This is a genomic window from Sphingomonas sp. 22R3R2A-7 (assembly GCF_036856055.1).
Classification (GTDB): Bacteria; Pseudomonadota; Alphaproteobacteria; order Sphingomonadales; family Sphingomonadaceae; genus Sphingomonas.
The window spans coordinates 3,124,981-3,149,495 of sequence record NZ_JASPFR010000001.1 but is presented as its reverse complement, the minus strand read 5'-3'; the positions used below and the strand labels follow the sequence as shown (position 1 = coordinate 3,149,495).

General features: G+C 67.1%; 17 protein-coding genes and 3 pseudogenes. 7 read left to right on the top strand and 13 right to left on the bottom strand.

The window, feature by feature from the left end:
- Positions 1-59: 59 nt before the first annotated feature.
- Positions 60-1,745, bottom strand: coding sequence for an amidohydrolase (locus QP165_RS15075; protein ID WP_333996235.1), 1,686 nt, complete (start codon positions 1,743-1,745; stop codon positions 60-62).
- Positions 1,742-2,596, bottom strand: a complete 855-nt coding sequence (locus tag QP165_RS15070) for an NAD(P)-dependent oxidoreductase (protein ID WP_333996234.1) — start codon at positions 2,594-2,596, stop codon at positions 1,742-1,744. Before QP165_RS15070 ends, QP165_RS15075 begins: the two co-directional genes overlap by 4 nt.
- A gap of 57 nt (positions 2,597-2,653) precedes the next feature.
- Between QP165_RS15070 and QP165_RS15065 the strand changes: the two are divergent.
- Together QP165_RS15065 and QP165_RS15060 are read left to right on the top strand one after the other, a co-directional pair.
- Positions 2,654-3,909: pseudogene (locus QP165_RS15065) on the top strand (threonine ammonia-lyase).
- A 137-nt stretch (positions 3,910-4,046) separates the two neighbouring features.
- A complete protein-coding gene (locus QP165_RS15060) occupies positions 4,047-4,835 on the top strand; it encodes an arginyltransferase (RefSeq protein ID WP_056020899.1) in 789 nt (262 codons plus the stop codon).
- Positions 4,836-5,066: 231 nt separating this feature from the next.
- Here QP165_RS15060 and QP165_RS15055 read toward each other — a convergent pair.
- From QP165_RS15055 to QP165_RS15040, 4 genes and pseudogenes are all read right to left on the bottom strand, one after another.
- Positions 5,067-5,606 (bottom strand): annotated as a pseudogene (locus tag QP165_RS15055) (transglutaminase family protein); the annotation flags it as partial.
- Between the two features lie 65 nt (positions 5,607-5,671).
- On the bottom strand, positions 5,672-6,607 hold the full coding sequence (locus QP165_RS15050) for an alpha-E domain-containing protein (RefSeq protein WP_056020893.1): 936 nt from the start codon (positions 6,605-6,607) through the stop codon (positions 5,672-5,674).
- The gene (locus QP165_RS15045) at positions 6,607-8,130 is read right to left on the bottom strand and encodes a circularly permuted type 2 ATP-grasp protein (RefSeq protein WP_333996233.1); all 1,524 of its coding nucleotides are present in this window, start codon (positions 8,128-8,130) and stop codon (positions 6,607-6,609) included. The genes QP165_RS15050 and QP165_RS15045 overlap by 1 nt, the downstream gene beginning before the upstream one ends.
- A 239-nt stretch (positions 8,131-8,369) precedes the next feature.
- Positions 8,370-10,403, bottom strand: a complete 2,034-nt coding sequence (locus QP165_RS15040; RefSeq protein ID WP_333996232.1) for a protein-disulfide reductase DsbD family protein — start codon at positions 10,401-10,403, stop codon at positions 8,370-8,372.
- 107 nt (positions 10,404-10,510) lie between these two features.
- On the opposite strand from QP165_RS15040, the gene QP165_RS15035 reads away from it, so the two are divergent.
- On the top strand, positions 10,511-12,148 hold the full coding sequence (locus QP165_RS15035) for an alkaline phosphatase family protein (RefSeq protein WP_333996231.1): 1,638 nt from the start codon (positions 10,511-10,513) through the stop codon (positions 12,146-12,148).
- 228 nt (positions 12,149-12,376) lie between these two features.
- On the opposite strand, the gene QP165_RS15030 is transcribed toward QP165_RS15035, so the two are convergent.
- Complete coding sequence (locus tag QP165_RS15030) at positions 12,377-13,309, bottom strand: right-handed parallel beta-helix repeat-containing protein (protein ID WP_333996230.1); 933 nt, start codon at positions 13,307-13,309, stop codon at positions 12,377-12,379.
- A gap of 233 nt (positions 13,310-13,542) precedes the next feature.
- Between QP165_RS15030 and QP165_RS15025 the strand changes: the two genes are divergently transcribed.
- Positions 13,543-14,751: a cation:proton antiporter gene (locus QP165_RS15025; RefSeq protein ID WP_333996229.1), complete on the top strand. Its 1,209-nt coding sequence runs from the start codon at positions 13,543-13,545 to the stop codon at positions 14,749-14,751.
- Between the two features lie 38 nt (positions 14,752-14,789).
- Here QP165_RS15025 and metH read toward each other — a convergent pair whose 3' ends face one another.
- The 4 genes from metH to QP165_RS15005 form a co-directional block, all read right to left on the bottom strand.
- On the bottom strand, positions 14,790-17,498 hold the full coding sequence (gene metH / locus QP165_RS15020; RefSeq protein ID WP_333996228.1) for a methionine synthase: 2,709 nt from the start codon (positions 17,496-17,498) through the stop codon (positions 14,790-14,792).
- A gap of 132 nt (positions 17,499-17,630) precedes the next feature.
- Entirely contained in the window at positions 17,631-18,689 is a 1,059-nt protein-coding gene (locus tag QP165_RS15015; RefSeq protein ID WP_333996227.1) for a homocysteine S-methyltransferase family protein, read from the bottom strand.
- Between the two features lie 102 nt (positions 18,690-18,791).
- Positions 18,792-19,736 (bottom strand): methylenetetrahydrofolate reductase, encoded by a 945-nt coding sequence (gene metF, locus QP165_RS15010; protein WP_333996226.1) that lies wholly within the window; start codon positions 19,734-19,736, stop codon positions 18,792-18,794.
- Positions 19,733-20,686 carry an ArsR/SmtB family transcription factor gene (locus QP165_RS15005; protein WP_333996225.1) on the bottom strand — a complete coding sequence of 318 codons (954 nt, stop codon included), beginning with the start codon at positions 20,684-20,686 and terminating at the stop codon, positions 19,733-19,735. The genes metF and QP165_RS15005 overlap by 4 nt, the downstream gene beginning before the upstream one ends.
- Before the next feature lie 205 nt (positions 20,687-20,891).
- Here QP165_RS15005 and QP165_RS15000 point away from each other — a divergent pair, with 205 nt between their 5' ends.
- From QP165_RS15000 to QP165_RS14990, 3 genes are read left to right on the top strand one after another with little or no spacing between them, the layout of a single operon-like run.
- Positions 20,892-21,263 carry a hypothetical protein gene (locus QP165_RS15000; RefSeq protein WP_056020864.1) on the top strand — a complete coding sequence of 124 codons (372 nt, stop codon included), beginning with the start codon at positions 20,892-20,894 and terminating at the stop codon, positions 21,261-21,263.
- A 37-nt stretch (positions 21,264-21,300) separates the two neighbouring features.
- On the top strand, positions 21,301-21,489 hold the full coding sequence (locus QP165_RS14995) for a hypothetical protein (RefSeq protein WP_333996224.1): 189 nt from the start codon (positions 21,301-21,303) through the stop codon (positions 21,487-21,489).
- Entirely contained in the window at positions 21,486-22,433 is a 948-nt protein-coding gene (locus QP165_RS14990; RefSeq protein WP_333996223.1) for an aldo/keto reductase, read from the top strand. Before QP165_RS14995 ends, QP165_RS14990 begins: the two co-directional genes overlap by 4 nt.
- A gap of 3 nt (positions 22,434-22,436) precedes the next feature.
- On the opposite strand, the gene QP165_RS14985 is transcribed toward QP165_RS14990, so the two are convergent.
- Together QP165_RS14985 and QP165_RS14980 are read right to left on the bottom strand one after the other, a co-directional pair.
- A complete protein-coding gene (locus QP165_RS14985) occupies positions 22,437-22,805 on the bottom strand; it encodes a response regulator (protein WP_056020854.1) in 369 nt (122 codons plus the stop codon).
- 156 nt (positions 22,806-22,961) lie between these two features.
- Positions 22,962-24,343 (bottom strand): annotated as a pseudogene (locus QP165_RS14980) (helix-turn-helix domain-containing protein).
- Between the last annotated feature and the right edge of the window lie 172 nt (positions 24,344-24,515).

The window sequence follows — 24,515 nt, the reverse complement described above, 5'->3', positions numbered from 1 at the left end:
GGCCCCGATGCCGGCGGCGCGCTGCGACGCACCGCCCCCGTCCGGCAGTGGCGCTGCGCCTATTTGCGCTCCCACATCTTCTCGCCGCCGATCCAGGTCTGTTCGACCTTGGTCGTCCGCAGGTCGGTGGGCGACGCGAGCGTTGGATCACGATCGACGATGATGAAGTCCGCACGCTGCCCCGGTGCCAGCGCACCGAACTTGGTTTCCGCAAACCCCGCATAGGCGGCGGCCCCGGTCATCGCCCACCATGCCTGCTCGCGCGTGATCAGTTCCTGCGGCTGCCATCCGCCCTGCGGCTGGCCATCCGCATCCTGCCGCGTGAACGCCGCGGCCCATGTCGCGAACGGGTCGGGCTTCTCGACCGGGAAGTCGGTCCCGAATGCGAGCTTCGACCCATTGGCCAGCATCGACTTCCACGCATACGCGCCCGTCAGGCGGTTCGGCCCAAGCCGTGCCTCGGCCATTGCGCGGTCGCTCGTCTGGTGCGTCGGCTGCATCGACGCGATCGTGCCGAACTTGCCGAAACGCGGAAGGTCGGCGGGATCGACGATCTGCGCATGCTCGACACGCCAGCGCCGGTCGCCGGTGTAGGTCTCGCTCTCGACCTGGATCGCGTCGAGCACCTGCTGATCGGCCTTGTCGCCGATCGCGTGCACCGCGACCTGGAACCCGTCCATCGCCGCGCGGCTCATCTGGTTCTGCAGTTGCGCATCGGTCAGGAACCCCAGACCCGTCTGCCCCGGCGCATCCGCATAGGGCTTGAGCAGCCATGCGCCGCGCGACCCCAGCGCGCCGTCGGCGTACAGCTTCACGCCGCCCATCCGGAGATGGTCGGCATACAGCCACGGCGTCGGTCCCTTGCCGCCGATCCGCCCCGCGGTCTCGACGCCCAGCGCATAGCTCATGATCCGCACCCGGAGCCCGCCCAGATCCGCCATCCGGCGATAGGTCAGCCAGTCGTCGAGCGTCGTCCCCATGTCCGCGACCGCGGTGACGCCATATTCCAGCAGGATCCGTTGCGCGGTCAGGAACGCGGCGTCGCGCTCCTTGGGGAGGGGTTGCGGCACCACCTTCTCGATCAGCCCCTGCGCGGCGTCGACGAACACGCCCGACGGGGCGCCGCCGCTTTTCTCGATACGCCCGCCAGCAGGGGCAAGCGTCGCACCGGTGATCCCCGCTTCGCGCATCGCGACGCTGTTCGCCCAGCCCGCATGACCGTCCGCGCGCGACAGCCAGATCGGATGCCCGCCCGCCACCGAGTCGAGATCCGCGGCGGTCGGAAAGCGTCCCAGCCCCCAGGTCTCCTGGTTCCAGCCGCGTCCGAGTACCCATTTGCGGTCAGGGTTGGCGGCGACATACGCCGCAATCAGCGACTTCGCCTCGCCCAGCGACTTGGCCGACGACAGATCAAGCGACAGCGCGCCGAAGCCGAGCTCGAGGACATGGCCATGCGCGTCGACGAACCCCGGCAACGCGGTCTTGCCGCGCATGTCGATCCGCCAGTCGTACAACGGCTTGCCCGCGTTCTTCTTCAATTCCTTGCGGCTGAGCTTGGGCGGTTCCTCGCCCGGCGGGACCAGCCGCGTGACGCGACCGTCCTTGTCGACGAGGATCGCCTTGAACCGGATGAGCTTGCCGCCCTCGGCCACCGTGATGCCGTTGACGTTGTCGACGATCCCGTCGGCAAAGGCGGGACCGGCGAGCAGCGACGCTGCCGCCGTCGAAATCAGAAAACGCTTCACTTGGGCAATCTCCGCACCAACGCGCTCGTATCCTGGCGAGCACCGCCCATCGCCTGGACATCGGCATAGAATTGATCGACGAGCGCCGCGACCGGCAGCACCGCACCATTGCGTCTCGCCTCGTCGAGCGCGAGCCCCAGGTCCTTGCGCATCCAGTCGACCGCGAAGCCGAAGTCGAACTCCTCCCTCGCCATCGTCGGCCAGCGATTGACCATCTGCCAGCTCTGCGCCGCGCCGCCCGAGATCGCCTCGAGCACCTTGTCGAGATCGAGCCCCGACATCTGCGCGAACCGCAGCGACTCGGCGACGCCCTGGATCACGCCGGCGATCGCAATCTGGTTGCACATCTTCGTCGTCTGCCCGGCGCCCGCGTCGCCGACGTGAACGATCCGTGCTGCATAGGCCTGCATGAAGGGTTCGGCCTTCGCCATCGCCGCCGCCGAGCCGCCGCACATGATCGACAGCTTGCCGCTCTCGGCGCCCGCCTGTCCGCCCGAAACCGGCGCATCGACGACCAGCGCACGCTCCGCCGCAAGCCGCCGTGCGATCGCTGCGGATACCGTCGTGTGATCGACGAACACCGCATCGTCGCGCATCGCCGCGAACGCGCCGTCCTCGCCGAGCGTCACCGATGCCAGATCGTCGTCATTGCCGACGCACGCGAACATCGCATCCGCCCCCGTCGCGGCTGCCGCGGGAGTCTCGGCGACGGTCCCGCCATATTTCTCGGCCCAGGCCCGCGCCTTGGCCTGCGTGCGGTTATAGACGACGACGTCGTGCCCGGCGGCGACGAGATGCCCCGCCATCGGCGCGCCCATCACGCCGGTCCCGATGAATGCCAGTTTTGCCATGCCCCAAGCGCATAAGCGGTGTTTCCCCTGCGCGCCAGATGGTCTAGCGCATCGCGCATGGCTACCCTCGCTGCCGTAGCGGCACCCACCCTTCCCGTGTCCATCGACGACGTCCGCGCCGCGCATGACCGCATCCGCGCCTCGATCGTCCGCACGCCGACGCTGATCAGCCGGACGCTGAGCCAGATGACCGGCGCGACGGTCTATCTGAAGTTCGAGAATCTTCAGTTCACCGCGGCGTACAAGGAACGCGGCGCGCTCAACACGCTGTTGCAGCTGTCGCCCGAGGCGTGCGCGAAGGGCGTCATCGCGGCCTCGGCGGGCAATCACGCGCAGGGCCTCGCCTATCACGCCAACCGGCTCGGCATCCCCGCGACGATCGTCATGCCGACCAACACGCCGACCGTGAAGGTCACGCAGACCGAGGGCCATGGTGCCAAGGTCGTGCTGCACGGCGACACGTTCGACGCCGCCTATGCGCATGCGCGCGTGCTCGAGGGTGAGTGCGGCTTCACCTTCGTCCACCCGTTCGACGACCCGCGCGTCATCGCCGGGCAGGGCACGACCGCGATCGAGATGCTGCAGGACGTGCCCGACATCGACCTGATGGTCGTGCCGATCGGCGGCGGCGGGCTGATCTCGGGCGTTGCCACGGTGACGCGCGCCGCGACGCAGGAGGGCGGCCATCCGATCGAGGTCGTCGGCGTCGAGGCCGAGCTGTTCCCGTCGATGTACAACCGCATCAACGGGACGACGATGCCGTGCGCGGGCGATACGCTGGCCGAAGGCATCGCGGTCAAGGAACCCGGCGGCATCACGTCGAAGATGGTCGCCGAACTGGTCGACGACATCGTCCTCGTCAGCGAGCGCAGCCTCGAAATGGCGGTCAGCCTGTTGCTCCAGATCGAGAAGACGGTCGTCGAGGGTGCGGGTGCCGCAGGCCTCGCCGCGCTGCTCCAGCATCCCGAGCGGTTCAAGGGCCGCACCGTCGGCATCGTGCTGTGCGGCGGCAACATCGACACGCGGCTCCTCGCCAACGTGCTGCTGCGCGATCTCGCCCGCTCGGGCCGGCTCGCACGCCTGCGTATCCGGCTTCAGGACCAGCCTGGCGCGCTCTACAACGTCGCGCGGATCTTCGACCAGGAACGCGTCAACATCATCGAGGTCTATCACCAGCGCGTCTTCACGACGTTGCCGGCAAAGGGCTGATCACCGACATCGAGTGCGAGGCGCGCGACCGTGCGCATCTCGACCGGCTGGTCGCCGCGCTCAAGGCGGCGGGATACGAGACGAGCACCGTCGAACTGGCCTGATCACCGGGTAACCCCCGCGCTGCCGCACGCGACGAAGTTTTTACTGCGTCGCGTGCGCCCGCTTTTCATCGCGCCGCATACTATTCATATACCTCTGCCGCCTAAGATCGCGGTGGAGCCGGAGGGGGCAATTCCAGATGACTGCACCGTTCCGCTTTCCCCGCTTCTTCGTGACGAGTCCCGGCCCCTGCCCGTACCTGCCGGGGCGGCAGGAACGGAAGGTCTTCACCGAACTCACGGGCCCGCACGCCAACGACCTCAACGACGCGCTCGGCCGGATCGGGTTCCGACGCAGCCAGGGGGTCGCCTATCGGCCGAGCTGCGCGGGGTGTGTCGCCTGCGTGTCGGTGCGCATCGTCACCCCGGAATTCGCCCCGAACGCGACTCAGCGCAAGCTGCTCAAGCGCCACGCGGACATCGAGGCGCGCGTCTGCAAGGCCTGGGCGACCGACGAACAGTTCCAGCTTCTCCGCCGCTATCTGTCGACGCGCCACCCCGGCGGCGGCATGGCCGGCATGGACGAGGACGATTATGCCGACATGGTCGAGCATTCGCCCGTCGAGTCGCTGATCGTCGAATATCGCGAACCGAGCGCCAACGGCGTACCAGGTGCGCTCATCGGCGCCTGCCTGACCGACCGGCATGCCGATGGTCTTTCGATGATCTACAGCTTCTTTGCCGCCGACGATGCGACCCGGCCGGGGCTCGGCAACTACATCATCCTCGACCACATCTTCCGCGCGCGCGATGCCGGCCTGCCCTATGTCTATCTGGGCTATTGGGTGAAGGGATCGAGCCGGATGGAATACAAGATCCGCTATCGCCCGATCGAGCGGCTTGGTCCCGCAGGCTGGCGACTTCTCACCGACGCGGACATCGCCGAACCGCTGCCGCCGCAGCCCGTCGAGCAACCGCCCCTCGCCTGAATCGCTACTGCGTGTTGCGGGGAAGATCGTCGCCGTCGCTCGAGACCACCACGTCGACGTCGAGCCGTTCACCCCCTCCCCCAGCCGCGAGCCCGCGACCGGCGCCGCGCCCGCCGCATCGAGCGCGACCGCCATGCGGACATGCTCCTCCTCGGGACAGGCGCCGACAAACGGATCGAAGCCGATCCAGCCAAGCCCGTCGACATGAGCCTCTGCCCAGCCATGCGGCGTCGGCCGGTGATCGTCGTCGCGATCGGTGAACAGATAGCCGGACACGTAGCGGGCGGGTACGCCGAGCGCGCGTGCGCCGACGATGAACACCTGCGCCATGTCCCGCGACGTGCCGCTGTCGAGGCGGAATGCCGCGGCCGCGTCGAGGTCCGGCTTGGGCCGCCCCAGGTCCGGCGCCAGGCGCGCGTGGACCGCGTCGTTCAGCCGGTGGAGCGCGCCGATGCGACCGCTCGCCCCCGACGCCGCATTCTCCGCAAAGCGCGCGATCGCACCGTCTTGCGGTGTCGTCGGCGTCGACCGCAGGAACAGCGCAGGCGGAAGCACCTCGTGCGCGCCGTGGACGACACCGTCCGAATGGCTCGTCAGCACGTCGCCGGTGACGCTGATCTCGATCCCGTCGATCGGACCGTCGATATACAGCATGGTGATGACGTTGCCGAAGCCGTCGCGCCCCTGACGCAGCCGCGCGTCGCAGTCGACGTCGATCCGCCAGCGCGCGACGGTCTGGTCATGCGTATTCTGCGGCGTCATGCGGAGCATCTGGACGAGCCGGCTTTGCGGCGTTGTGAAGCGATAGATCGTGCGGTGATCGACCGACAGACGCATCAAAGGAACTTGAACTGCCGGCCGATTGCGCTGTGGAGCATCGCGTTTTCCTGGATGAAGGCCTGAAGATACTGGTGCAGGCCCGATGCGATCACCTCGCCCGATCGGGTCCGGCTCAACCGCGACGCGCGCAATCGCGCCATCCGGTCGGCCTCGCCATGCTGTCCGGTGCGTTTCGCAAGCAGGTTCAACACGTCGACGGTCTCCTCGACAGAGGCGGCAAGGCTGCGCGGCAGTTCCGCTCGCGCCAGCAAGAGGTCGATCACGTCGGCCGGACGAAGTCCATCGTTATACAGCCAGCGATAGGCGGTCACCGCCGATACGGTCTGCAGGATCGTCGTCCACTGGTCACGGTCGATCGCGCCGCCAAGCTGCTGCCCCTCGGGTAACAGGATGTGGTATTTGACGTCGAGCAGCCGCGCGGTGTTGTCGGCGCGTTCGACCGCCTGCCCCAGCCGGATGAACCACGTCGTCTGATTGCGCAGCATCCGGTGGATCGCACCCTCGAAGCCGCGCGTCTCGTTCTTGACCGCCTCGACCAGATTGAGCTGCGCGGTGGTGCTGCCCGGCGTCGCGCGGTTCTCGAACAGCAGCCATGCCCGGTTGATCGCGGTCCATGCTTCGCGCGTCAGCGCGGTACGCACCGCCTTGGCGTTGTTCCGCGCCATGTCGAGACACCGCACGATCGATCCCGGATGGCTCGCGTCGAGCGTCAGGAAGCGCACGACGTCGCGCTGCGCGACGGGCACCCCGGTCCGGGCGAACGCCTCGTCGGTTTCGGTGACCGCCAGCGCGGACGCCCAGGCGTCCTCGCCCGCGGGTTGCGGGGACAGCACGTCGAGGCGCACCGTCGCCTCGACCAGCCGCGCGATGAAGTCCGCACGCTCGAAATAGCGACCGAGCCAGTAGAGTGACGAAGCGGTACGCGACAGCATCAGGACTGCACCTCGGGCTGCGACGGAACAGTGCCGAGCGTCTGCGACATCCCGCCCATCATCTGCGTCATGCCGCCTGCCGCCATGCGCTGCGACTGATCCGCCATCAGCACGAAACTGTCCTTCGTTCCGCCGCCCTGGCTCGAGTTCACGACCAGCGAGCCCTCCTTCAGCGCGACGCGCGTCAGCCCGCCGGGCACGACCTGCACCCCCTTCGATCCGGTCAGCACGAACGGCCGGAAGTCGACGTGGCGCGGGCACAGCCCCGCCTCCGCCATCGTCGGCACGGTCGACAGCGCCAGCGTCGGTTGCGCGATGTAGCGGTGCGGCTCGGCGATCAGCGCGGCACGGAAATCCTCGATCTCCTGCTTCGTCGCGGTCGGCCCGACCAGCATGCCGTACCCGCCCGAGCCATCGACGAGCTTGACGACGACGTCCTCGAGATTGTCGAGCACGTATTGGAGCGCCTGCGGTTCGCGGCAGCGCCATGTCTCGACATTGGGAAGCTTGCACGTGCCGCCCGAATAGAATTTCACGATATCGGGCATGTAGCTGTAGATCGCCTTGTCGTCGGCGATCCCGTTGCCCGGCGCGTTGATGATCGCGACATTGCCCGCGGCATATGCAGCGATCAGTCCGGGCACGCCCAGCGCGCTGTCGGGGCGGAAGACGAGCGGGTCGAGATAGTCATCGTCGATCCGGCGATAGATGACGTCGACCTTCACGCGTCCGGCGATCGTCCGCATCCAGACGATGTCGTCGTCGACCACGAGATCCGCCGCCTCGACGAGCTCGACCCCCATCGAGTCCGCAAGGAAGCTGTGCTCGTAATAGGCCGAATTATAATGGCCGGGCGTCAGCACGACGCAGGTCGGCGCACTGACGCCGTGCGGCGCGACCGATTTCATCGTCTCGAGCAGCCGATCGGGATAGCTGTCGACCGCGGCCACGCGGAATTCGCGGAACAGCTCGGGGCAAAGCCGCAGCATCGCCTCGCGATTTTCGAGCATGTAGCTGACACCCGACGGCGTCCGCGCATTGTCCTCGAGCACGAAGAAGTCGTCCGGCCCCGTGCGGACCAGATCGATCCCGCAGATATGCGCCCAGATCCCGTGAGGCGGGCGCATGCCTGCGATTTCCGGTCGGAACTGCGCATTGCCCATGACCAGATCCTCGGGGAGGATGCCCTCCTTGAGGATGCGACGCTCGCCATAGATATCGTCGAGGAACGCGTTGATCGCCTCGACGCGCTGGATCAGTCCCTCGGACAGGCGCGTCCATTCGTCATGCAGGAAGACGCGGGGGACGATGTCGAACGGGATGATACGCTCGGCGGCTTCGTTCTCTCCGTAGACCGCAAAGGTGATGCCGAGTTGCCGGAACGTCGTCTCCGCCGCCTGCTGACGTCGCCGCAGCTCTCCGTCGGGCGTGTCCTCGATCCAGCGTCCCAATGCCGCAAGTTCGGGGCGAACGGTATTATCGTCCGACGCCCCCATGATTTCATCAAACGCTCGTTTCCCCATCGGAACGGTAAATTCCCCATCAAGCGTTACGGTTCCATGCTGCATCGCATCGCTGCGCCGCACAAGCGTCGAATGTTCGTGAGCGACCGCGATGCTCCAGCGTAGCCGGGGCGGGTCGCGCGTAGGAATGCAGCACCTCTCCCCCTCCCGTCATCGTGACGAAAGTCAGGATCCAGGGCCATGGAGCGCACGCTCGGTGACGCTGAACCCTGCCTTCCGCCACGACGATGGAGTGGAAATCAGCGCCCCAGCGCTTGCAGCAGACCGGGCGTCAGGACCTGCGGCAGGACAGTCGGCTCGGCGGCGCCGGGGGCGTAATAGAGGTAGAGCGGGACGCCGGCGCGGTTATGCGCCTGGATGAAGCGGCCCATCACCGGGTCGCCGTCGGTCCAGTCACCGATGAGCGCCGCGACATTGTTCCTCGCGAACGCATCGCGCACGCCCGCGGTGTCGATCGCCGCCTTTTCATTGACCTTGCACGTCAGGCACCAGTCGGCGGTGAAATACACGAATACCGGGCGCTTCTCCGAGCGCAGCGACGCGAGCCGGGCCTCGGTGAAACCCTCGTCGCCAGCCGCCGCGACCTTTGCCGATGCGGGTGGCGCGCGCGCGATGAGCACCGCGCTTCCGACGAAGACCACGGCCAGCGCGACCTGTGCCGCGGCACCGAATGCCTTGCCCTTGCGTTGGCGCGACCCGCCGATCCAGAGCACCGCGCCCACCGCCAGCACCGCGATCAGCGCGAGCGTCAGCGTATCCACGCCGGTCTGCCGCCCCAGCACCCAGCCGAGCGCGATCGCGGTAAGGAACATCGGCACCGACAGGATATGGCGGAACGTCTCCATCCATACGCCGGGTTTGGGCAGCCAGCGCCGCCATGCGGGCACGAACCCGATCGCGAGGAACGGCAGCGACAGGCCGATCCCGAGCCCGCCGAACACTGCGAGCGCCGCCGGCCACGGCAGGACGAGCGCCGCGCCGAGCGCCGCGCCCATGAACGGGCCCGTGCACGGCGTCGCGATGAACGCCGCGAGCGCCCCCGTTGCGAACGCGCCGCTCGCACCGCTTTCGCCCGCAAAGCGCGGCGTCGGCACCTCGAACAGCCCGGCAAGGTTGAACGCGATCGCCGCGCTCAGCAGGAGCAGGACGACGATTGCCGCGGGATGCTGCAACTGGAACGCCCAGCCGACTGCGGAACCGCCTGCACGCAGCGCGAGGATCGCCGCCCCGAGCCCGAGGCAGACGAGCACGACGCCCGCGGTATAGGCAAGCGCCTCGCCGCGCGCGTCCTTCTCGCTCGCCCCGCCGCGCGCAAGGCTGAGTGCCTTGAGGCTGAGGATCGGGAACACGCACGGCATGATGTTGAGGATCAATCCGCCGAGCACCGCGCCCGCGAACGCGACCAGTGCGGTCAGCCAGACATTCTCGGCGGTCGCCGTGCCCGATCCGCTGTCGGCCACCACGCCGGGCGTCGCCTTGACGCTCAGTCCCTGCGCGTCGCCGATCCGCAACACGCCCTCGACCGGCCCGCCGCTCTTTGCGTTCGCCGCAAGCTTCGTCTCGATCGTCAGCCGGTCGCCATCGCGCGTGACGTTCTGTCGAGCGCCATTGTCGATCACGCCGGTGGTGACGGGGAAGAAATACGCCGCGTCGGCCTTGGCGCTTGCAGGGAACGGCACCGCGATCCGCATCGTCCCGTTGCTCGCGGCATAGGTCGCGCCGGAATCGAGTGGCTTGGGGATGGCGCGCCGCCAGTCGGCAAAGGCCGCCGTCTGTGCGGGCGCGCCGTCGCCGATCGTCAGGTCAAGCGACAGCGCCTGCTCCTCGGGAACGCAGATCGTCGCCGAGCAGACGAGATAGCTCGTCTTCAACCGGATCGGCAACTTGGTCCCCGCCGCAAGGCCCGCGGGAATCTGGATCGTCACGAGCGGCGCATAGGGCGCCTCGTAGACATAGTTCATCAGGCCCGCGATCAGCAGGGTCGTCGGCACCGGCCATTCGGGTTCGCCCGCCTTGGCACCCGCGGGCAGCGTCCAGTCGAACGTCGCCGGAAATCCCGCATCGCCGGGGTTGCGCCAATAGCCGTGCCAGCCCTTTTCGGGCGTCGTCGCAAGCGCGATCGTCAGCGGCGCGCCGGCCTTCGGGCGATCGCTTTCGGCGACCAGCCGCATCGACAGGTGCTGGCTCGATCCGTTGAGCGATTCCGCGAACGCAGGCGACAGGCCGCACAGCGCCAGCAAAACCGTCATCACGACGCAACGTAAACTGCGCATGGCCATCCTTGTGTCGTTCATCGCGCAAAGCCATAGCGGTGGCGATGTCGTATTGCACTTCAAAGCGACGGCTGCTCCCGTGGTCGCCGCTTGCTAAAGGACTGTTCGTGAAAGCACTTATCGCCGCGCTGCTGCTGACCTCGGCCGCTTCGGCATCCGCCCAGACCGCACCGCCGGCCCCGACGCCCGCCGCGGCCCCGTCGACGCCGCCGAAACTGATCGTCGCGATCTCGGTCGATCAGTTCGCCGCCGATCTTTTCCAGCAATATCGCAACCGGTACACCGGCGGTTTCGCGCGACTGCTCGGCGGCGTCGTGTTCCCGAGCGGGTATCAGAGCCACGCCGCGACCGAGACCTGCCCCGGCCATTCGACGATCCTGACGGGCATGCGGCCAGCGCACACCGGGATCATCGCGAACAACTGGGTCGACCAGCGCGCGGGGCGGCCCGACAAGATCGTCTACTGCTCGGAGGACGAGCGCGTTACCGGCAGCACGCACGACAGCTACACCGTGTCGGACATGCACCTGCAGGTGCCGACGCTTGGCGAGATGATGAAGGCACGCGATCCGCGGACGCGCTCGGTGTCGGTCGCGGGCAAGGATCGCGCGGCGGTGATGATGGGCGGTCACAAGGTCGACGAGCTCTGGTGGTGGGACGGCAAGACCTATGTCTCCTATGCGGGCCGCGCGGTGCCGCCCGCGGTGCAGCGCACGCGCGACGCGGTCGCCAAGCTGATCGCGCTGCCACAGGCGGCACTGCCGCTGCCGGGCTATTGCGCGGGCGTGGACCATCCGATCGTGATCGCGGGCAAGACCTATGGCCAGGGCCGGTTCGAACGCGAGGCGGGCGACGCCAAGGGCTTCCGCGTGTCGCCGGCGTCCGATGCCGCGGTGTTCGCGATGGCGGCAGCGCTCGTCCAGGACATGAAGCTCGGCCAAGGACCGCAGACCGACATCATCGACATCGGCGCGTCGGCGACCGACTATATCGGCCACTCCTACGGCACGCAGGGGTCGGAGATGTGCATCCAGATGGCCGAGCTCGATCGGACGCTGGGCGGGTTCTTCGCGGTGCTGGACGAGACCGGCGTCGATTACGAGGTGGTGCTGACCGCCGACCACGGCGCGCACGACGCGACCGAGCGCCAGCAGCAGCGCGCGATGCCGATGGAAGCGCATATGGACGAGAACGTGCTGGCCAAGCAGGTCGGCACCGCGATCGCCAGGGACCTGGGGCTGAAGGGCAGCGTGCTGCTCGGCACCGAGGGCGACGTCTATATCGACGATACCCTGCCGGCCAAGACGCAGGCGAAGGTGCTCGCCGAGGCGCTCCGTCGCTATCGTGCCTTGCCGCAGGTTGCCGCTGCCTTCTCGGCCGCCGAGATCATGGCGACGCCGATGGCGAAGACGCCGCCCGAGACCTGGACGCTGATCGAGCGCGCGCGCGCCTCGTACAGCGAGGGGCGCTCGGGCCAGCTCGTCACGCTGCTCAAGCCGCGCGTGACGACGATCGTGTCGCCAGCCGGCGGCTATGTCGAGACGCACGGGAGCCCCTGGGATTACGACCGCCGCGTGCCGATCCTGTTCTGGCGCAAGGGGATGACCGGGTTCGAACAGCCGCTGTCGGTGGAGACGGTGGACATCGTCCCGACGCTCGCGGCGACGATCGGGCTACCGGTCTCGGGGCTCGACGGCCGGTGCCTCGATCTCGATCCGGGCGCAGCGAGCACCTGCCCGAGCTGAGGCGCGCTCACGCACGCCCGAAGTGCTGTTCTCCCGCCTTCGCGGGTGAACAGTCGCGGTGGATGCTGCGGCCTCCAACGCCCGGCCCTCCGTCATCCCAGCGAAAGCTGGGATCTTCCCGCACCGGCCACTCGCTGTCCCAACAGGGAGACCCCGGCTTTCGCTGGGGTGACGGGGTTTCAGGCGCCAGCGCCACCGACCCGCTCGACTTCGAACGCGGTGGCCCAACTACCGCGTCTCGAACGCCCGCAACCCAGTCCCCAGCCGGTTCGCCCCCAGCGCCAGCCGGTCATGGCTGTAATCCGCAAGGAACGCAGGGCTGCTCGTGTCCCCCGGTGACAGCCGCGCGTCATTGTCCTCGACGCGCAGGCCGGTCGAGCGATAGGTCTTCGCCTCCGCCGCGACGACGATCAGCCCGGTGTGGTTCTCCTTCTGCTTGCCCTGCACGAAGGTGTTGCGCGCGATCAGCCCGGTTGCGCCCTCGGGCAGGTCGATCATGTAGTTGGTCTTGCGGCCCGCGCTGTCGTCGAAGCTGTTGTCGGTGATCGACACGGTCGGCACGCGCAGCTTGACGTAATGACCGCCGGTGCCGCGCTCGAACCGAGACCGGGTGATCGTCACGCTGCCTTTGTTCGCGAGATAGATGGCGTGCGCACAGCTCGGCGACTGGTCGCACTGGCCGAGCCCCGAAAAGGTCGACTGATCGATCGTGATCCGCTGTCCGTTCGGCTCGCCCCCGAGAATGCCCTCCTGGCTGTCGAGGAACATCGCGTTGACGACGCGCAGGTCGCCCATCTCGGTCCGGATGCCCGCGCCATTGCCGTCCGCGACGCTATAGCCGCGAAAGACGAGGCCATCGACGACCGAGCCCTGGCCGCGCAACACCAGCGCGGCCTTGTCCTCGCACGCGACGCGCTCGAAGATCGCGGTGCCCGGCTCCACCGCCTTGAAGGTGATCCGCCCGCCCGCCTGCACCGCGCATTCGCGGTAGATGCCCGGCGCGATCAGGATCGTCGCGGTGCCCAGACGGATCGACGACACCGCCTCCTGCAGCGTCGCGAACCCCTGCCCGTCGACCGTAAAAGGCGCAGCGCGGCGTACCGGCGCCTGCGCCGAGGCGGACGCCGCGACCATCGAAAGCAGCAGGAGAGATCGGTTCACGCAAGGCACTCCTGATCCGGCACCATCATCGTGCAGGCATGCGCCATCCTTAGCGGTTCGCGTGTGCTTGCCGATAGCGGGTGGCCTGTCGCGCGTCCCGCAATGACGCACCTGATGGATTGGTCGAGTCCGGTGCGATCGGGTCGCCGCATATTGCCCCCGCCACCCCGGCGGCATACCACGGTCCCACGAGACAGCCGGCGGGGGGGCCCGACCGCGCGCAGGGGGATTGCATGCACGCCATGACGCCGACGGAGGTCTTCCTCCTCGCGATGCTGATCATTTTCACGGTGCCCTATCTCGTGTGGCGGCTCGGCCGGACGGATTACTGGGCACCACTGGTGGTCGTGCAGATCTTCGGCGGCATCCTGCTCGGACCGGGCGTGCTGGGGGCGATCTTCCCCGAATATTACGCGACGATCTTCACCCCCGTCACGCTCGGCTCGCTCAACGGCGTCGCCTGGTGGGCGGTGATGATGTTCGTCTGGGTCGCCGGTATCGAGCTCGATCTCGGCGAAGCGTGGCAGCGGCGGCGCGAGACCGGGGTCACTGCCGGGCTCGCGCTCGCGGTGCCGCTCGTCACGGGCAGCATCGCCGCGGCGGTCATGCTGCGCTATCCGGGCTGGGCAGGTCCGTCAGGCGCGCGCTGGCAGGTGATACTCGGCATCGGCATGGCCTGCGCGGTCACCGCGCTGCCGATCCTCGTGCTGTTCCTCGAAAAGCTCGAGGTGCTGCGCGAGCCGATCGGCCAGCGCATCCTGCGCTATGCCAGCCTCGACGACATCGCGATCTGGGGCGTGCTCGCGCTGATCCTGCTCGATTGGGAACGCGTCGGGCGGCAGGGCGCGTTCCTCGTCGGCTTCGCGCTCGCCACCGTGCTCGTCCGCCGTCTGATGGCGCGGATTCCAGAGCGCGATCGCTGGTATGTCAGCCTGATCTGGCTTGCCGGCTGTGGGTTCGCCGCGGACTGGGCGGGGCTGCATTTCATGGTCGGCGCGTTCCTGTCGGGCGCGGTGCTCGACGCGAAATGGTTCGACCAGAAGCGGATGGACGATTTCCGCCACTTCGTCCTGCTCGCGGTGATGCCGGTTTTCTTCCTGTCGACCGGGCTGAAGACGCAATGGGCGGTCGGCGGGGTCGCGGTGTTCGCCGCCGCCGCGCTGCTGCTGCTGGCCTCGGTCGGTGGCAAGCTCGCCGGCGTCCATGCCGCCGGCCGGCTGCTCAAATGGCGCCCGGGTGAAGCCTCGGTGATCGGCTGGCTGCTTCAGACCAAGGCGCTGATCATGATCATCTTCGTCAACATCCTGCTCGACAAGGCGATCATCACGAACGAGACCTTCACCGCGCTGCTGCTGATGGCGCTGGCCAGCACGATGCTGACCGTGCCGATGGTCGCACCGAAGCTGAAGAAACTGGCGGGGCTGGTCGGGCGTAGCGCCTGACACACCGTGTTCACCCGCGGGGGCGCGTGAACACTCCTCTAGTCGAGGTTCGGCCGCAGCCAGCGTTCCGCGGTCGGCAAGTCGACACCGCGGCGCGCTGCATAGTCCTCGAGCTGGTCGCGGCCGACGCGCGCGACACCGAAATACTCCGCCTGCGGATGGCCGAAATAGAAGCCCGATACGGCGGCGGTCGGGAACATCGCGAAGCTCTCGGTCAGTTCGAGCCCGGTCGCGGTCTCGGCATCGAGCAGGTCGAACAGGATCGGCTTGAGGCTGTGATCGGGGCATGCGGGATAGCCCGGCGCAGGGCGGATGCCGCGATACTGTTCCTTGATCAGCGCGTCGTTGGTCAGCTGCTCCTCGGGCGCATAGCCCCACAGCTCCTGACGGACATGCTTGTGCAGCCGTTCGGCAAAGGCCTCGGCGAAGCGATCGGCGAGCGCCTTGAGCAGGATGTCGTTGTAATCATCATGCCCCGCCTTGAACCGCGCGATGTGCGCGTCGATCCCGTGGATGCCGACCGCGAACCCGCCAAACCAGTCTTCCTGCGTGTCGACGAAATCGGCGAGGCACATGTTCGCGCGACCCTCGCGCTTGGCGATCTGCTGGCGAAGCATGGGCAATCTGACGTCCCTCTGCTCCCTCTCCCCTGCGGGGAGAGGGTCGGGGTGAGGGGCTGTCCCGGGCGCAGCATTGCTTGGCTGCCCCTCACCCCAGCCCTCTCCCCACAGGGGAGAGGGAGCAGTGACCACCACATCGTCCCCCTCGCGCCGCGCCGGCCACAACCCGACGACCCCGCGCGGCGTCAGCCACTTCTCCGCAATGATCGTGTCGAGCATCGCCTGCGCGTCTGCGTACAGCGAGGTCGCGCTCTCGCCGACGACCTCGTCGGTCAGGATCGCCGGAAAATTGCCCGCCAGCTCCCACGCGCGGAAGAACGGCGTCCAGTCGATATAGTCGCGCAGGTCGGTCAGGTCCCAGTCCGCGAACACGTGCACGCCGGGCTTCGCCGGCGCCCCCGGCTTCATCGCGAAGTCCGCGACGAACCCGCGCGCGCGTGCCGTTTCCAGCGGCAGCAGCTCGCTCTGCCCCTTGTTCGCGCGCGCCAATCGGACGGCCTCATACTCGTCGGCGGTCTTCGTCACGAACTCGTCGCGGATCGTGTCCGACACGAGCGTCGAGGCGACGCCGACCGCACGGCTCGCGTCGAGCACGTGCACCACCGGACCGTCATACGCTGGCGCGATGCGCAGCGCGGTGTGGACCTTCGACGTCGTCGCGCCACCGATCAGCAGCGGCATCGTCATGCCTGCACGCTTCATCTCCTCGGCGACCGTCACCATCTCGTCGAGGCTCGGGGTGATCAGGCCCGACAGCCCGATCATATCCGCGTCGTTCTCGTTCGCTGCCTCGAGGATCTTCGACCACGGCACCATCACGCCCAGATCGACCACGTCGAAGCCGTTGCACTGGAGCACGACGCCGACGATGTTCTTGCCGATATCATGCACGTCGCCCTTGACGGTCGCCATGATGATCTTGCCCTTGCCGCGCGCGCCGGGCTCCTTGGCCGCCTCGATGTACGGCAGCAGATGCGCGACCGCCTTCTTCATCACGCGCGCCGATTTGACGACCTGCGGCAGGAACATCTTGCCGCTGCCGAACAGGTCGCCGACGACGTTCATGCCGTCCATCAGCGGACCCTCGATCACCTCGATCGGGCGACCGCCATTGCCGTCGATGATCTGGCGCGCTTCCTCGGTATCCTCGACGACGTGGAGGTCGATGCCCTTGACCAGCGCATATTCGAGCCGCTTGTTGACGTCGAGCGAGCGCCACTCGGCCGCCGCCTTCTCCGCGACGACATCGGTGCCGCGATAGCGTTCGGCGAGCTGGACGAGCCGCTCACCCGCTTCGGGATCCGTGTTGAGCACGACATCCTCGACCGCCTGCCGCAGTTCGGGGTCGATATCGTCATAGATGTCGAGCTGCCCGGCGTTGACGATCGCCATGTCCATGCCCGCGGGGATCGCATAATACAGGAACACGCTGTGCATCGCGCGGCGCACCGGCTCGTTGCCGCGGAACGAGAAGCTGAAGTTCGACAGTCCGCCCGAGATATGGACGTGCGGGCAGCGCGCCTTGATCTCGCGGCACGCCTCGATGAAGTCGACGCCGTAATTGTCATGCTCCTCGATCCCCGTCGCGACCGCGAAGACGTTGGGATCGAAGATGATGTCCTCAGGCGGAAAGCCGATCCCGACGAGCAGCTTGTACGCGCGCTCGCAAATCTCGACCTTGCGGTCCTTGGTGTCCGCCTGCCCGACCTCGTCGAACGCCATCACGACCACCGCGGCGCCGTAGGCCATGCACTTCTTGGCCTGGGCCAGGAACTGCTCCTCGCCCTCCTTCATGCTGATCGAGTTGACGATCGGCTTGCCGCTGACGCATTTCAGCCCCGCCTCGATCACGCTCCATTTCGAGCTGTCGACCATGAACGGGATCCGCGCGATATCGGGCTCCGCGGCGATCAGCTTCAGGAACGTCCTCATCGCGTGGTGCGCGTCGAGCAGCCCCTCGTCCATGTTGACGTCGAGCACCTGCGCGCCGCTCTCGACCTGCTGGCGCGCGACCTCGACCGCGGCGGGATAATCGCCCGCCATGATCAGCTTCTTGAAGCGCGCCGAGCCGGTGACGTTGGTGCGCTCGCCGATGTTGACGAAGGAGGTGGAGGAAGTGGTGGTCATTGTCTGTTCTTCAAAAAGCCCTCTCCCCTCCGGGGAGAGGGTTGGGAGAGGGGCTGTGTCTCACCGAGAGCGGCACTGCTGGGCAGCCCCTCTCCCCGACCCTCTCCCCGCAGGGGAGAGGGAGCAGCGGCCTCAGGCCGCCATCGTGAACGGTTCGAGGCCGGCGAGCTTGGTCCGAACCTCCGGGCTCGCGACCGCGCGCGGTTCGAGCCCGCGCACGCCGTCCGCCATCGCCTTGATATGCGCCGGCGTCGAGCCGCAGCAGCCGCCGAGCACGTTGACCTGCTTGGCCACCGCCCACTCGCCGACCAGCCCGGCGGTCGTCGCGGGCATCTCGTCATACTCGCCGAGTTCGTTGGGCAGCCCGGCGTTCGGGTAGATCATGATCAGCGTGTCGGCGATTCCCGACAACGTCTTCACATGCGGCCGCAACTGCTCCGCGCCGAACGAGCAATTCAGCCCGATCGTGATCGGCCTGGCATGCCGCACCGCGTGCCAGAACGCCTCGACCGTGTGCCCCGACAGGTTGCGCCCCGACAGATCGGTCAGCGTCATCGACAGCATGATCGGCACGTCGCGCCCGAGATCGTCGCCCGCCTCGATCGCGGCCATGATCCCGGCCTTGGCGTTGAGCGTATCGAACACCGTCTCGATCAGGATGAAGTCGACGCCGACCCCCTCGCCGCCTTCGAGCAGCGCGTCGATCTGCTCGCGGTAGACGCCCTTGAGATAATCGAAGTCGATCTCGCGAAAGCCCGGATCGTTGACGTCGGGCGACAGCGACAGCGTCTTGTTGGTCGGCCCAATCGCGCCCGCCACGAACCGCGGCCGGCCGTCCTTCGCTTCATATTCGGTTACGAGGCGGCGGGCGATCTTCGCGCTCTCGACGTTGATCGCGCGCACCAGATGCTCGGCGCCGTAATCCGCCTGGCTGATGATGTTCGCGCTGAACGTGTTGGTCGACACGATGTCCGACCCAGCCTCCAGATATTCGCGCGTGATCGTCTCGGGGACTTCCGGCCTGGTGATCGCCAGGATGTCGTTGTTGCCTTTCTGGTCGTGGCTGAGCTTCAGGTCGCCCGCATAGGCCGCTTCGTCGAGCTTCCAGTTCTGGATCTCGGTGCCGAACGCGCCGTCGGTGATTAGGATGCGCTTGGCGGCTTCGGCGTTGAAACGGTCACGTACATTCATCAGTTTCACTCCGTCATCCCGGACTCGATCCGGGATCCAGGACAACAAAGAGCACCGCTTGGCGCTCTGGATCCCGGATCAGGTCCGGGATGACGACGGGGTCTATGCCGCGGCGACCGTTTCGGCCGACTTGGCGCGCACGCCGAGCATATGGCAGATAGCATAGGCGAGTTCGGCGCGGTTGAGCGTGTAGAAGTGGAAATCCTTCACCCCGCCCGCATAGAGCCGCCGACACATCTCGGCCGCGATCGTCGCCGCGACGAGCTGCCGCGCGGCGGGATGATCGTCGAGACCTTCGAACAGCCGGTCCATCCAGGCCGGGATCTCCGCGCCACAAAGCCCTGCGAACTTGCGCGTCTGCGCGACGTTCGACACCGGCAGGATACCCGGCAGGATCTGCGCGGTGATGCCCGCCGCCGCAACCCGGTCACGGAACCGGAAATAGGCCTCGGGCGAGAAGAAGAACTGTGTGATCGCACGGCTTGCGCCCGCGTCGAGCTTGCGCTTCAGATTGTCGATGTCGGCGTTGGCATCACCCGATTCCGGATGGGATTCAGGATAGGCGGCGACCGAGATCTCGAACGGATGCAGCTTGCGCAGGCCCGCGACCAGCGCCGCCGCATTCTCATATCCGCCCGGATGCGCCTGATAGGGCTGGCCGAGCGTCGGCATGTCGCCGCGCAATGCGACGATGTGACGCACGCCTGCCGCCCAATATTCCTCGGCGACCTGGTCGATCTCGGCCTTGGTCGCCTCGACGCAGGTGAGATGCGCCGCCGCGTTCATCGACGTCTCGCGCTGGATCCGTGCGACGGTGGCGTGCGTCCGCTCGCGCGTCGACCCGCCCGCGCCGTACGTTACCGACACGAAATCGGGACCGAGCGGCTCGAGCGTGCGGATCGCGTCCCAGAGCTGCGCGTCCATCTTCTCCGTCTTGGGCGGGAAGAACTCGAAGCTGATGCCGACATCGCCCGCCAGATCCGCAAACAGCGGCTCTTCGAGTGCGCGACGGGCTTCCGCCAATTGGGGGACCGAAATGTTCGTCATGCCGCCTTCACCTCACGCAGGCTCGCGCCGACCTTTCGGCCGAGCCATAATTTCACCGTCAACTCGCCGCCCTCGAGCGTCTCGACACGCGCCGTCTGGAGCCCTGCCGCGTCAAACCACGCCGCCATCTGATCGTCCGCGAACCCGAGCCGCGTATGCGCGTCGCGGGTCCGGAGATCCTCGCGATCGTGGCTGGCAAAATCCGCGATCAGCAACCGTCCACCCGGTTTCAGCACGCGGGCGGCTTCGCCCACCGCGGCCCCGGGCTGCTGCGCGAAATGAAGGACATGATGCAGGATCGCGACGTCGGCGGCGGCATCGGCCAGAGGCAGCGCGTAGAGATCCGCCTGGCGAAGTTCCGCATGCGCCATGTCGTGGAGCTTCGCGCGCGCCAGTCGCAGCATCTCCGAGCTGCGATCGATGCCGAGCGCGACCTTTGCCCGGTTGCCGAACAGTTCGAGCATGCGTCCCGTACCCGTGCCGATGTCGATCAGCGTTCCCATCGCGGCGTCCCCCAGCATCGCCGCCATCGCCGCCTCGACTTCGCTCTCGGCGATATGCATCGACCGGATCGCATCCCATTCGCCGGCATGACCCTCGAACCATGCCGCGGCACTCGCCGCCCGGTCCGCACGCACCGCAGCAAGGCGCGCGACGTCGGCCACCGCCCAATGGTCGGGCTCCGCCTTGTCCCACTGGTCGAGCGCCGCGGCGATCGGTTCGATGATGTCCGCCCGGCCGAGCGCCACGAAGACCCAGCTCCCTTCCTTGCGCCGCTCGGCCAGCCCTGCATCGCAGAGGATCTTCACATGCCGGGATACGCGCGGCTGGCTCTGACCCAACACCTGTGCAAGCTCGCCCACCGACAGCTCCATCCGCCGCAGCAATGCGAGAATCCGAAGCCGGGTCGCGTCCGCCATCGCACGGAAGATTTCGAGCGCCATCGTCATGCAGCAACATATAAAGAATTCTTTATATGCGGTCAACGCAGCCCGTGGCATTCTTCGCGGCGTGCCGTCGAACGACATCCTGTCGCATCCGACGGATCATATCGGCACGACCCGCGTTCGAGTGCGCTATGGGCTAATGAACCTAGCTCACAGGGACATATCCCCCCGGACCAACACCCGGGTTCCTCGATGGGAGTGATTGCACATGAAGAAGTTCCTTATTCCTGCACTGGCCCTCGCCGCTGGTCTTTCGGCCTGCAGCAACAATGCACAGAACGAGACCGCCGAGGCCGCAAACGCGATCGCCACGGATGCGACCGCGACGACCGAGAATGCCGTCAACGACGTCGAAGCCGCCAGCGACCGCGCGCTCGGTTCGGCAGAAGCCTCGCTCGACAACGCTGGTGCGCGCCTCGACCGCGCGGGTGACCGCCTCGACGCGTCGACCGACCGCGCCGGCGATCGCATCGAAGCCAATGCCGATCGCGCTGGTGCTTCGATCAACAACGGCGCAGACCGCGCAGCAGACGCGACGGGCAATGCGCTGACCCGCGCAGGCAACGCGATCAAGGACTGACCCGATGCGCCCTCACTTGCCCGTTTTCGGATTGCTGGTGGGGGCGCTTCTGGCGTCGTCGGCGTGTTCACGGTCCGACGCGCCACCGGGCGCCGTCACGGCAGACGAGGCGCAGCAACTCAACGACGCGGCGGCGATGCTCGACAAGAACAGCGTCGATCTCGATCAGATCAACGCCGAGATCGCACCGAATTCCGTAACAAACCAAGGTGACCCGCCCCGATGACTCAGCGCCGCCTCGGCTCGACCGACCTGAAGATCGCCCCGCTGGTCCTGGGCGGCAACGTCTTTGGCTGGACGGCCGACCGTACTGCCAGCTTTGCCGTCCTCGACGCGTTCGTCGCCGGCGGCGGCACGATGATCGACACCGCGGACGTCTATTCCGCATGGATCGACGGGCATTCCGGTGGCGAGTCGGAGAGCATGATCGGCGAATGGCTGAGGACGTCCGGCAAGCGTGACGCGGTGCTGCTCGCGACGAAAGTCGGCATGCTCGCGGGCGATGGCGGCGAAAAGCTCGCACCGGCGCGTATCGCGGCGGCGGCCGAAGCTTCGCTCAAGCGTCTCGGCACCGATCGCATCGATCTCTATTACGCGCACCAGGACGACGAGCAGGTCGCGCAGGACGATGTCCTCGAGGCATTCGGCAAGCTTGTCGACGCAGGCAAGATCCGCGTCATCGGCGCGTCCAATTTCCATGCGGCGCGGCTCAAGTCGGCGGTCGACATCGCGAAGGCGTCGGGCCTGCCGCGCTATCATGTCCTTCAGCCCGAATATAACCTCGTAAGCCGCGAGAAGTTCGAAGGCGAGCTGCAGGATTACTGCGTTACGGAGAACATCGGCGTGCTGCCCTATTACGGGCTGGCATCGGGGTTCCTCACGGGCAAATACCGGACGCGCGACGATCTCGACCAGAGCGTGCGTGGGCGCGGGATGGGAAAATTGCTCGAAGGCAGGAGCAAGGACGTTCTGGACGCGCTGGACGGCGTGGTCGAGGAGACCAGGGCGACGCATGCGCAGGTCGCGCTGGCCTGGCTGATGGCACAGCCGGGCGTCACCGCACCGATCGCAAGCGCGACCACCGTCAAGCAGGTCGAGGACCTGTTGCCGGCGATGACGCTGACGCTGTCTGACGATCAGCGCGACCGCCTCACCATGGCGGGGGCCTGATCGTTACCGGAGTTCGTCGACGATCGCCGAATACTCATACGGCTTCTGGAAGAACGCGACATCGTCGGGAAGCCGATCGACCGCGCGCGGCTTCCCGCCGGACGTAACCACGACCCGGATATCGGGCCAGCGCTCGCGCACCACCATCGCGAGCGCCAGTCCGTCCATGGTCCCGGGCATGTCGATATCGGTAAAGACCGTGCGCACGTCGTTGCGTGTCGCGAGGATCTGCAGCGCCTCATCGGCGTCGTTCGCGACGAGCGTCGCCATCCCGGCATCCTCGATCTGCGCGGTCGCGGTGATCTGCACCAGCAGATGATCTTCGACGATCAGAACAACACCCGCTTCGGGGTCCCTGATGGGTGGAAACATGTTCAAGGTGGACGCCCCGTGGAAAAAACTCGACCGTAACGTGCCAGATTGCCTCGTGAAATCAGAGGGATTGGCTTGGTCCCACCATAAACGACCAGATTGGGATTTGGCCTCGCATCGGTTCAAATATTCTCATGACCAAGGCGTCAATCAGGATCAGTCCCCCGCAAAGGTCAACGCCGACGTCCGGCGCTCCCGCTCGTTGACGATCAGCGCGCGCCCCGCGGGGGCCGCCGAGCGCTGCGGGCAATCGCCGCGGAAACAGGCGCGGCAGCCAAGGCCGATCGGCATCGCCGCCCCGGCCAGGTCGATGCCGCTTGCCGCGACCAGCCCGGTGGCAAGCGACGCCTGCACGCCGAGCCCGATCGAGAATTCCGCGCGTACGGCGCCGAACCGTCGCCCCTGCGGCGTCACGGTCCGTGCCATCGTCAGCCACCGCGCACCATCCTCGAGCTCCACGAGCTGCACCGCCAGACTTCCCGGCCGATCAAACGCGTGGTGCAACTGCCAGAGCGGACAACGCCCCTCCCCTCGACCAGCGCCGCGCCGCTCGCGCCAGGATAGCGTTTCGAGGCCTGCCCGGCGCGATCGATCCGGATCATGAAGAACGGCAGACCGCGCGCGCCGACGCGCTGCAGCGTCGTCAAACGGTGCGCGACCTGCTCGAATCCGGCGCCGAACCGTCGCTGCAGAAGCTCGATATCATAACCGGTGGCCTCGCACCCGCGCAGGAACCGCGCATAGGGCATCATCACGCCCGCCGCGAAATAGCTGAGCAGATGCCGCCGATACAGGCGTTCCGCCGCGCGATCCGAAAACGCCGCGCCCTTCGCCAGCGAATCGATCTCCGCGCGCGCCTCGATCTGGCCAAGCTGGAATGCGACGGCAAACGTGCGCGATGCGGGATCGAGCACCTCGCTCAGCTGCAGCTGCCGGGCGTGAAGATCGAGGCGGCGCAGCGTATCGGGCAACACGTCGGCGGGGAGCACTCGGATCGTGATCCCGTGCTTGGCGCGAAGCCGCTCGGCGATCGCGCCGTACAGATCCCCCGCGCCGAGGCGCAGTTCGTCGGCGAGCTCCTCCGCGGCGGCGTCGAGGTCGGCGAAATGGTTACGCCAGCGTTCGATCTCGCGCCGGACCAGCCCGACGGGATCATCCGGCACTGCCGCGTCACCCGCGCTTCCGATCCGGTCGAAGACGCGCGCGAATGCCTCTGCCCCGCCGGGCGCGCTCGCAAGCCATTCCTCGACCTCGTTGCGATCGATTTCGAGATCGGCGAACATCGGATCGGCGAGGCGTCTGCGGATCGCGTCCGCGCCGCCGCCCGGCTCGCCGGCCGCCAACGCGCGCGGATCGAAATCAAAGCTCTCGGCGAGCTTTACGAGCAGCGCGGCCGAGATCGGTCGCTGGTTGCGCTCGACCAGATTGAGGTAGCTCGGACTGATCGCCATCATGTCCGCCATCGCGGCCTGCGTCAGCCCGGCGCCGCGCCGCAACCGCCGGATCGCATGCCCCGCCAACAATTTTCGATCCGCCATACGGCTCTCCGTTCTGTCACGAACTTTACAGAACCACACGAAGCACGCAACCCGGGGCGACAGCCCGACGCCGTGCCGTGATGGTCCACTCTGTCCACGTCCTGGTTTGTCAGGCTTTACAGTTGCATTGCCGCTTCGCGTACACGATCGAGTGTAAAGGAAGCGACAAAGA

What these genes read in the sequence shown, in the direction of transcription:
- metH (WP_333996228.1), bottom strand. Translation starts at nt 17,498, where the DNA reads ATGACCACCACTTCCTCCACCTCCTTCGTCAACATCGGCGAGCGCACC.
- QP165_RS15015 (WP_333996227.1), bottom strand. Translation starts at nt 18,689, where the DNA reads ATGAATGTACGTGACCGTTTCAACGCCGAAGCCGCCAAGCGCATCCTA.
- QP165_RS15060 (WP_056020899.1), top strand. Translation starts at nt 4,047, where the DNA reads ATGACTGCACCGTTCCGCTTTCCCCGCTTCTTCGTGACGAGTCCCGGC.
- QP165_RS15000 (WP_056020864.1), top strand. Translation starts at nt 20,892, where the DNA reads ATGAAGAAGTTCCTTATTCCTGCACTGGCCCTCGCCGCTGGTCTTTCG.
- QP165_RS15045 (WP_333996233.1), bottom strand. Translation starts at nt 8,130, where the DNA reads ATGGGGAAACGAGCGTTTGATGAAATCATGGGGGCGTCGGACGATAAT.
- QP165_RS15050 (WP_056020893.1), bottom strand. Translation starts at nt 6,607, where the DNA reads ATGCTGTCGCGTACCGCTTCGTCACTCTACTGGCTCGGTCGCTATTTC.
- QP165_RS15025 (WP_333996229.1), top strand. Translation starts at nt 13,543, where the DNA reads ATGCACGCCATGACGCCGACGGAGGTCTTCCTCCTCGCGATGCTGATC.
- QP165_RS15005 (WP_333996225.1), bottom strand. Translation starts at nt 20,686, where the DNA reads ATGACGATGGCGCTCGAAATCTTCCGTGCGATGGCGGACGCGACCCGG.
- QP165_RS14990 (WP_333996223.1), top strand. Translation starts at nt 21,486, where the DNA reads ATGACTCAGCGCCGCCTCGGCTCGACCGACCTGAAGATCGCCCCGCTG.
- QP165_RS15070 (WP_333996234.1), bottom strand. Translation starts at nt 2,596, where the DNA reads ATGGCAAAACTGGCATTCATCGGGACCGGCGTGATGGGCGCGCCGATG.
- QP165_RS14985 (WP_056020854.1), bottom strand. Translation starts at nt 22,805, where the DNA reads ATGTTTCCACCCATCAGGGACCCCGAAGCGGGTGTTGTTCTGATCGTC.
- metF (WP_333996226.1), bottom strand. Translation starts at nt 19,736, where the DNA reads ATGACGAACATTTCGGTCCCCCAATTGGCGGAAGCCCGTCGCGCACTC.
- QP165_RS15040 (WP_333996232.1), bottom strand. Translation starts at nt 10,403, where the DNA reads ATGCGCAGTTTACGTTGCGTCGTGATGACGGTTTTGCTGGCGCTGTGC.